We start from the raw sequence: 9686 nt of genomic DNA on the forward strand, positions 1-9686 counted from the left end.
GTATATTTATAAGGCAAACGATTTCTTGTGGTATAGCCATTTACGAGTTTGAAAGAGTCTTCTTGTGCTTTTCCAGACACTTGAATGAGCGAGAGGCCACCTATATTTGAAGGATCAGCAGCATTGACTACACTATTTTCATCTCCTGAATCGCTTTTGATATAAACTGTTGTGGAGCCTGAGACATCACCGTGGATCAGAAGTCTATCGGTTTTTTGATCGGCACTTGCTACGCCATCACTCCAAGCAATGTTGAAGTAAATCTTTGCGTCTCCCGTTGCGTTGTAGACTTCTTGCCTATCTGGTTTACCAGAACCTATATGCAATGTGTGATAATGATCTTCTGTTGGTCCATTAAAGATAATAGAGCTGTTATCGAGATTAAGCGTAGAAATATCGGAACGAGATCTTTGAGCAATATCAAGCAGTTTGCCATCATCATCTTTTTCTTTTGTACTGGTCTTTAGTGTCCATGTTGTCTTGTTTTTTAGATCAAAATGTACATTTCTGTCTTTAGCAATATTCGCTCTGCCTTCTAAATTTGAATGATCAGCGCTTAATGTGAAGGTGCCGTTGGAGATCGCTTTAACCTCTTTATTGTTCCAATAATTGTCATTTTTCCAAGATTTTGGATCATCGAAAAGACCATCTCCTAACAATACATCAGCATGGATTTCTGAATTTTTGAGATTTGCTGTACCGATTGATAAAGTTGGAATATCTTCAATGTTATCGTTAGTGAAAGCTCCAATGAAAATTCCTGTGCCATTTTCAGCGTGAATATCTGCATTGGTTAAATTGATTTCACTATTTTGATGTTTTTGCGGATCATTTGATTCATCGGTTTTGGTATTAGGGAGAGCTAAGAACTGCAAGCCGCTGATTCCTGCTGTTACAGAAATATCTTTGAGATCAATATGTCCATTAGCTGCCGCCCATAGTGCAACTTTTTTTGCTTCTATTTTATTTTTTATTGTATTCTCTGCTGCTCCAATATAACCATTCGTCATCTTAATTGTGCTATTATTTCCTGCAAAAAGACCAACATCAAAATTTTGAATGATTGTTTTACCATTTAATTCAATTAAACTATCAGTTTCTGCAACGTTTACACCAACGGTCATTGTTTTACTTTCACCACCAGTTATTGTTAAATCTCCGCTAATGATTTTACTTCCACCGTCTGCATAAAACCCTTCATCAACATTTTTAATGGTTGTTTTGCCCATTAACCTAACTTCACTACCAGAGTCCGATGTCCATATACCAGTGCGTTCGTTGTTGGGGCCTTCAAGTGCTTCACCACCGATTATCGATAAGTTTTCGCTAATGATTTTACCACCGTCAACTGCTCCAAGGCCGTCCAAAGTATTGTTAATTATTGTATCACCATGCAATTGAATTGTGCTGTCATTGCCACTTACAAATGCACCGCTTCCTGTTCCCTCTGTTGTTAAAGCAACATCTGTGGCATCAATATGCCCACCGTTGATTGCGAATAACGCTGTTTTGTTCGCGGCTACGGATCCTCCCATCATTGTGATGGTGGATTTTGAACCTTCTGCATAGAGTCCAACATTATCAGATGATGTAATGTTTGCATTATTTTTCAAGATAATCGTACTGCCACCTTCTGCACTTGCTCCTACGTCACGTCCACTAAATGCCCCTCCTGAGATTGTTATTGTCGAATCATGGTCTGCAACTATACTGGCAGCTGCTTGAGTCACTGTTACATCTTTTAAAGTGACGGTACTTTTATCTGCTTTTATTCCAAAGTTTAGTAATGCATCGTCTTTACTATTCGATATCTTTACACCTTCTAGTTTGTTTTCGCTGCTGTTACTGTTTAAGAAGCCAGCACCAACTAGAGAAGTTTTAATGGTTCCTCCAGTCATCTTGATTGCACCATTGTTTAGTATTTGAAGCCCGAGTGCACTATTACTAATCGTTGTATTTCCAAGTAATTCAATTACACTGCCTTCGCCAACAGAAAATACACCAGACGATATATCGTCGTCACTTGGAGCCACATCTGTTACAGTTAGAGCCACATCTGTAACAGTAATATGGCCGCCATCTTCAGCAACCAATGCATTCGCTTTCCCTGTGACGTTTCCTCCCGTCATTGTGATGGTGGATTTTGAACCTTCTGCATAGAGTCCAACGTTATCAGATGATGTAATGTTTGCGTTGTTTTTCAAGATAATCGTACTGCCACCTTCTGCACTTGCTCCTACATTACGTCCACTAAATGCTCCTCCTGAAACTGTTATTGTAGAGTGGTTATCTGCAACTATACCGGCTGCTGCTTGAGTCACAGTTACATCTTTTAAAGTGACGGTACTTTTATCTGCTTTTATTCCAAAGTTCAGTAACGTATCGTCTTTACTATTCGATATCTTCACACCTTCTAGCTTGTTTTCGCTGCTGTTACTGTTTAAGAAACCAGCACCAACTAAAGAAGTTTTAATGGTTCCTCCAGTCATCTTGATTGCGCCACCATTGCTTGTTGTAAGCCCGAGTGCACTATTACTAATCGTTGTATTTCCAAGTAATTCAATTACACTGCCTTCGCCAACAGAAAATACACCAGACGATATATAGTCGTCACTTGGAGCTATATCTGTTACAGTTAGAGCCACATCTGTAACAGTAATATGGCCGCCATCTTCAGCAACCAATGCATTCCCTTTCCCTGTGACGTTTCCTCCCGTCATTGTGATGGTGGATTTTGAACCTTCTGCATAGAGTCCAATGTTATCAGATGATGTAATGTTTGCGTTGTTTTTCAAGATAATCGTACTGCCACCTTCTGCACTTGCTCCTACGTCACTTCCACTAAATGATCCTCCTGAGACTGTTATTGTAGAGTGGTTATCTGCACCTATACCGGATACTGCTTGAGTCACTGTTACATCTTTTAAAGTGACGGTACTTTTATCTACTTTTATTCCAAAGTTCAGTAACGCATCGTCTTTACTATTCGATATCTTCACACCTTCTAGTTTGTTTTCACTGCTGTTACTGTTTAAGAAACCAGCACCAACTAGAGAAGTTTTAATGGTTCCTCCGGTCATCTTGATTGCACCATCGTTTTGTGCTTGAAGCCCGATTACACTATTACTAATCGTTGTATTTCCACGCAATTCAATCATGCTACCAAGGTCATCAGAAGCTACACCAAGTCCATCACCATTTGTTTTTAGGATGACATCTGTGACAATAATATGCCCACCGTATGTTGTCGTTATTGCTTCCTCTTTTGCTGTTACGCTCCCTCCCGTCATTTCGATGATGGATTTTGAACCTTCCGCATAGAGTCCAGCATCATTATATGATGTAATTTTTGCATCGCCAGTTAAAGTGATGTTGCCGCCGTTTTGAGTAAATATTGCTGCTTTTTCTGCATTAAATGATCCTCCTAAGACTTTTACTGTGGAATCATATGCATCTATGGCAGTTTGTGCTTGCGTCACTGTTACATTATTTAAAGTGACATTACTGTTAGTTGCTTTGATTCCATTGATTAGTGGCGCATCATCTTTCCCACTTGATATCACTACATCTTTCAGTTTGTTTTCTTTGCTTTTGCTGTCCAAGAAGAAAGCACCAACTTTGGAAGCTGTAATGCTTCCCCCAGTCATTTTGATTGCGCCACTCTCTTGTGTTTTGAGCCCGATTGTAGCATCATTAATCGTTGTACTAGATAATTCAACCACACTGTTTTTGCCTTGAGACAAGGCACCGAATCCACTTTCGATTTTATTATCATTAGTAGATGTATTAGGGTTATTCTTCTTTGCTGTTAGAGTACTACCCGTGACAGTAATATGTCCACCTTCGTCTGCAGATAATGCTGCATCTTTTCCAATTACGCTTCCTCCTGTCATTATAATTTCGCTCTTTTCATCGATGGCATGAAGTCCGTTACCATTAGATGAGGTAACGTTAGTACCGCCATCTACAGTAATGGTGGTGCCGCTCATAGCATATACGCCATCCATTTTACCTTCGAATGATCCTCCGGATACGTTGATTCGAGAATTATTATTTGCGAGTATACCAACTTCTGCGTGCGTAACGTTTACATTTGTTAAAGTGATGTTACTTCCATTATCTGATTGCACTCCAATGAGTTGTGAAATTTCATTTTTATTATTTGATATCACTACATTTTGCAGTATATTTTTGTCGCTGCCGTCAATATAAACGCCAGTTTGAGAAGTTGTAATGTTCCCCCCAGTTAGGTTGATGTTAGCGCCGTCTTTTACAGAAATACCGAAACGAACATCAGAATCAGTGCCTTGAATATTTAAGCCATTTAATTTAAGCGCACTGTTAGCACCTTCAACTGTTACAACATACTTATCATTGTTTGTATCTGCATTTGTGCTTTCATTTCCAGTTACAGTTACAGTGCTACCGGTGATTTTTCCTTTGTCTTTTACATAAATAGTCTCGTACGTTTTTCCGGATATATCTTTTTCTTCGTTGGCAACGCCAAGAGTTTCAGCATGTGCAGTGAACTGGATGTTGAATAGGATGATAGCAGCCGCAGCCGTGCATGATAAAAGGGATGTTTTATACACCAATATTCTCCTTATGAGAGCCCCCAAATATTCATTTCCCCGCAAACTTCATAAGAAGAAGTGAAAATGGATAGTTGTTATTAATTTCAGTAATTGTCCTTATTTGGTAAGATATTTTTGATTTTTTGTCAAAATTAAAAAATAAATAATATTAAATTTGTGTGAATTTATATTGAGCACACAATGTGTTTGTAATTATTTATATTATATAATTAAATTTATTGTAAATCTCTATTATAGAAATTATAAATATTATTATAATAATTACATAATTTATATTATTTTTTATAAAGTAATGATATTATTTTCTGTAATACTTATGCATTTTTATAGATTGTCAATGTAAGTGATGACGGTAATACTCAAACACTGTTGCTAGCACTTTTGATTATTTATACCTTATTTATCATAATACTCTAATATATTTGATCTTGATATCCAAAGGAGTTTGATGTTCTAGTATTAAGAATACATTTTTTCTCCTGTTGGGGATATTTTAATAGTATACGACTAAGTTTTTATAAGCTGTTGATGTATCGATGACATTTGAAAGAGCAAGAGCCCAAGCTTATAAATCTTAATCAATGAAGATGCTTCAAGTTGAAGGCTTTGAATCAACAGAACTTTTATATCATCAAAGTGCACTTTCATTGAAGGATCATTGCTTTCATTATTTTGAATTTTTGACACATTCTTGACAAGAAAATTTAAAAAATTACTTCTGAAAAAATTTTTATAATACAATAAAATATGTAACGTTTTTATGGTGATAGGTTTATGAGATATAAAGTTAAATTGGTAATCACCGTGATTGCTTTTACTCTCTCTGGTTGTTTTAACCTTGATTCTGAAAAGTTAAGAAGGGACAAGAGGCTTTATCATGATGCATTTATGTGGCCTATGAAAGAAAAGTCTCTTGAGAAAAATTATACTGCTATCATCATGGCTGATCCGCAACCGTGGCGTTTAAACTCTGGTGATGCCAATGGAGTATCAAACAGAGAGCCATGGTTAAAGATAAATGAGCAAGTTGCTGGTGTGATAAAAGCGCACAAGGCTGCGTTCCATATTGTCAATGGTGATCTGACGGAGTTTGGACAACAAAAAAACTATGATGATTATAAAAATGTTTATAAAACTCTTGGAGCGCCTGTCTATGAGGGGCTAGGGAATCACGATTATGCCAATAATGTTGGTAATTGTACAAATCCTCAAGAATTCAATTTTTACAAAGATGCTTGTGCTATAAGTGCAGTTTCAAGAATGGTATCGGAAATCAAAAAATACCGTAGTCAATTATTGCATTTCAATGCAGATGTTACTGAAAGTTTGGTTCCCATTTCGGGTGGAAATGTTCGCTTGGTAAGGGGGAGTTTGAGTTATTCTTGGGATTATGGAGATGTTCATTATGTGCAGCTTCACAATCATCCAAGCTATACTGTTGGTTTGAAGGGGAAGTCTACAGAAGTGCAAATCAATAAATCTTTAGATTGGCTTAAGAACGATTTAGCTGCTGCTGATGCAAGAGGTAAAGTGACAATCATTAATTTTCATGATGCGCGTGCTGCTTCCATTGATGGTGAATCCTTTTTTATTCGTAAAAAGAATGCTAAAGATTTGTCGGTCTTTAAGTCAATTGTTACCTCTCATAATGTTAAAGCAATCTTCGTAGGTCACACGCATTATCAGTCCTATTGCCGTGCGAAAAACGATAAGGTTTTTGGAAATATCCCTATCTATACAGCTGGTGCGCTTTTTAATGGAGATTATTACCTCATAGATGTGAAAGGCAAGACAATTCACGTTAAAGCCTATAATGGAGAAATAGGAAAACCGCTTTTAATTAAAGATCTTGGTGTTATAGGGAAAGACACCCAATTTTCGGCAAGTTGCAGTAAGTTATAATAGAATTTGTTTCTTTGTCTTAAAGCATGAGGGAAAAAACGTATTATATGTGCGGATTTGAAGAGCAATGAGAGTATCTGAGTGTTACTTAAAAATAGAATAAAAAATCAGACATATTTTTTTCAAAGCTGCTGAGATTTCAGGTTATACGCTATAAGTGCAATGGTTTAATGTGAACGGAGCTTTAATACAAAGCGGAATAATGGTTTGTTATTCTATTTTTCCTTTTAGGCTTTCATCCTTGAAGCAAAGGGGAGTTTGTCAAGGGTGTGTTCATAATTTGCTAGCACATGTTGTCCAGAATTATCAAGAAGGCTGTTTCTATTAGTTTGTTGCGGTATAATTATCAAATTATGCCCTTTGTTAGAGTTTATAATATCTACTCATGGGCAACTCTTTTCTTTTTCATAAGAAGAGTTTTTTGTTTTGATCAATTTTTTATTTATAGCATTCAAACAATTGATGTTTTGTGATGCTGTACAATTTTTCTTCTTGCGATCCATGACTCTGCTGGTTGCTGCATTTCGCGGAGTTATGATCTCAGGAAGTGCATTTGCTGCCTCTTTTGGTTGGATCGGGACAGCGATAGAAGTGGCTGGGGCAGCTATTTCCTCTGTTGTGGGGGGTATTTTTACCCCGATCGGGGCGGTCATTGCTGCTGTTGTGGCTGTCATCCTTGCTGCTGGTTTTGCTTTGTGGAAATATTGGGATCGTTTTTCTTCATTTGTCAAAGGCTTTGCACAGGGGGTATCTCGGGCTTGGGGGCGTGCCTTTGAAGCCGTCATGCGCTTTTTTGGTGCCGATACGGCAACCATCACCAAATGGAAAAACATCATTGCTGCTGCTTTTGATCTCTCTTCCCATTGGCAAAAGTTCAAACAAGGACTTTCCTCTGTTGTCGAGTGGTTTGGCAATTTGTGGGAGGGCGTTAAACGAAGCTTTTCCAACTTTTGGCAATGGTTAAAGAGTTTTTTTACACAGGAAAAGCTCTCTGATGATGCCAAGGCTGGTATGGAACAAGCCGGCGAAGATTTAGCCAATTGGATTGTCGATGGTTTTATGGCACCCATCACAAAGTTGAGCGATTTTTGTAAATCTTTGCCTAGCCGCATTAAGGGGTGGATTGGGTCGATTGATGTAAGAGAGTTTTTGCCAAGTTTTTTGGGGGGCAAAACAGCCATTCAGCCCATAGCACAATTTGCGGGGGCGGGGCATGCAAATTCCCCTTTCACAGAAGCAAAAAGCAAAGATCGCTCCCCCATCACACACAATCAAAATGTCACGGTGCATGTCAATGGTGCGCGTGATCCTGTTGTCACTGGTCGTGCGGTTGCCCATGCTTTGCAACGGGCACGTGCCAATGCGCTGCACGGCGGGACAGAGTAATGATACAATCAAGGGGAGGGCGTCTATGAGAGATCCTTTGCTGATGTTAGGACCACATCTCTTTTATGTGGACTGGCTGAATTTCCAATCCTTTGAGGAAGAGTTTTCTGCCTCATGGGTTTGCCTAGAGCGTTTTGGTGAGGCTCCCAGTTTGCAATTTACCGGTTATGGCAATGACCCCAAAACTATCCATGGGGTGTTGTTTCCAGAAGAGTTTGGGGACCGGGTAGCGATAGATGCTATCACCAGAACCATTCGTGCTGCCAAGCCCGTTCAGATGATCCGTTGGATGAGTGACAATGGCTATAGCGCCATTCTCCATGGATCTGTGGTAATCACCAGTGTCACGAAAGATCACGACTATATTAGTCGCTCTGGTCAATCGGGGCGCATTCGCTATGCCATTACGCTCTTGCCCTTTTTTAATGGCGGAAAACCACAAGGACAATACCAAGAGAGACAAATCCAAGTGGGACAACCTCTATGAAGATACCAGAAAAACATGTTGTTGTAGAGCTAGAGGATATGAGCCTCGATCTCCTTTGCTTTCACCATGCCATGGCAGTGTTCAGAGACCGGAGGAAAGCTGGTTTACTCAAAGGCTATTTAGAAGCCACACTGGAAGCTAATCCAGAGATTGCCAAATATGGTGTGTTTTTACCACGGGGCTTAAAGGTCATTCTGCCTGAATTTGTGTTGTCTAATCCCCAAAGCATGGTGAAGCGGTTATGGGATTAATGCGCACGCATCCTTTTATTGAGGTGAGGGTGGGGGATAAGCTTGTTCATGAGGTTTTTTACCAGCGTCTTTTAACCGCAACCATTACGGACCATGCCGGCAATGAAGCCGATACATTTGAAGCAGAGTTTGATGATAGTGGTAATGATTTAGAGGTTCCCTCAAGCAACAGCACTCTGCAAGTGATTTTTGGCTATGAGAACAGCATCAGTGCCTTTATGGGGCGTTTTGTTGTTGAGTCGGTGGTGAGTATTGGGGGCAGTGATGGAGAGATTTTGCGCCTTTGTGGCAAAAGCGCCTCGATGCGTAAAGAACTCAAAGAACAAGCGAGTGAGCATTTTGATCACCAAACCATTAGTGAGATTGTTGAGACACTCGCCAAACGCCATGGCTATCAAGCAAAGGTGAGTCCACAATTTGTCAAACAAACTCTTTCTTATGTGATTCGTACAGATCAATCGGCGGTTGATTTTTTAACCCGTCTTGCGGACCGCATGCAGGCACGTTTTTTGATCAAGGACAATAAGTTTTTGTTTTTAAGCGGAGATAATTTACCAGCACTCGACATCCATAAGCACGACTGTTCTAACTGGGAATTCACGTTAGAGCCACGCACGCAATACGGCATCATTGAAGCTTCTTATTTTGATCGCTCAACAGGGCAGCAATGCCAAGTCAAGCATCAGACAGGGTTTAGCGGGCCTGTACGCCGTCTTCGCAGTTGTTATCCATGTCAAGAGGAAGCTTTATCTGCCGCCGCTTCCGAGTCGGACAGGTTGTGTCGTGCTGTGGGCAGTGGCTCTTTGACCCTTGAGGGACGCCCTGAAATCATGGCGGATCAACCTCTCATCCTTCAAGGGTTTCGTGGGCAAATCAATGGGCCATGGAAAGCTGCTACCGTCACCCACTGCTATGAAAAACAAAGCGGATACACCACAGAAATCACACTCGAGGCACCAAACAAGGGAAAAGAAAGCAATGAGAACACTGAACATGCTAAAAACAGAAAATCCAAGAGATAATTTTGCTTCTTCTTTTCGTCAACTTCCCCATAATATTGAAGCG

Annotated in this window: 6 protein-coding genes; 5 read left to right on the top strand and 1 reads right to left on the bottom strand. The window is 39.7% G+C overall.

What is annotated here, in order from left to right:
- Positions 1–4172: autotransporter outer membrane beta-barrel domain-containing protein (locus tag ACFIN0_RS09005; RefSeq protein WP_375702371.1), on the bottom strand; the 4172-nt coding region annotated here is incomplete at its 3' end.
- A 1197-nt stretch (positions 4173–5369) separates the two neighbouring features.
- Between ACFIN0_RS09005 and ACFIN0_RS09010 the strand changes: the two genes are divergently transcribed.
- The 5 genes from ACFIN0_RS09010 to ACFIN0_RS09030 all read left to right on the top strand — a co-directional run bounded on the left by ACFIN0_RS09010 (position 5370) and on the right by ACFIN0_RS09030 (position 9643).
- Positions 5370–6497, top strand: a complete 1128-nt coding sequence (locus ACFIN0_RS09010) for a metallophosphoesterase (protein ID WP_375702372.1) — start codon at positions 5370–5372, stop codon at positions 6495–6497.
- Positions 6498–6923: 426 nt separating this feature from the next.
- On the top strand, positions 6924–7883 hold the full coding sequence (locus ACFIN0_RS09015; RefSeq protein ID WP_375702373.1) for a hypothetical protein: 960 nt from the start codon (positions 6924–6926) through the stop codon (positions 7881–7883).
- A 25-nt stretch (positions 7884–7908) separates the two neighbouring features.
- Positions 7909–8370 carry a phage tail protein gene (locus ACFIN0_RS09020; RefSeq protein ID WP_375702374.1) on the top strand — a complete coding sequence of 154 codons (462 nt, stop codon included), beginning with the start codon at positions 7909–7911 and terminating at the stop codon, positions 8368–8370.
- A complete protein-coding gene (locus ACFIN0_RS09025; RefSeq protein ID WP_375702233.1) occupies positions 8367–8621 on the top strand; it encodes a tail protein X in 255 nt (84 codons plus the stop codon). The genes ACFIN0_RS09020 and ACFIN0_RS09025 overlap by 4 nt, the downstream gene beginning before the upstream one ends.
- On the top strand, positions 8621–9643 hold the full coding sequence (locus tag ACFIN0_RS09030) for a phage late control D family protein (RefSeq protein ID WP_375702375.1): 1023 nt from the start codon (positions 8621–8623) through the stop codon (positions 9641–9643). Before ACFIN0_RS09025 ends, ACFIN0_RS09030 begins: the two co-directional genes overlap by 1 nt.
- The last annotated feature ends 43 nt before the right edge of the window (positions 9644–9686 follow it).

The organism is Bartonella sp. AA89HNZF, assembly GCF_042196905.1.
In the GTDB taxonomy this organism is placed as follows: Bacteria; Pseudomonadota; Alphaproteobacteria; order Rhizobiales; family Rhizobiaceae; genus Bartonella.

Coding starts and splice junctions, on each gene's coding strand:
- ACFIN0_RS09010 (WP_375702372.1), top strand. CDS start 5,370: ATGAGATATAAAGTTAAATTGGTAATCACCGTGATTGCTTTTACTCTC.
- ACFIN0_RS09020 (WP_375702374.1), top strand. CDS start 7,909: ATGAGAGATCCTTTGCTGATGTTAGGACCACATCTCTTTTATGTGGAC.
- ACFIN0_RS09025 (WP_375702233.1), top strand. CDS start 8,367: ATGAAGATACCAGAAAAACATGTTGTTGTAGAGCTAGAGGATATGAGC.
- ACFIN0_RS09030 (WP_375702375.1), top strand. CDS start 8,621: ATGCGCACGCATCCTTTTATTGAGGTGAGGGTGGGGGATAAGCTTGTT.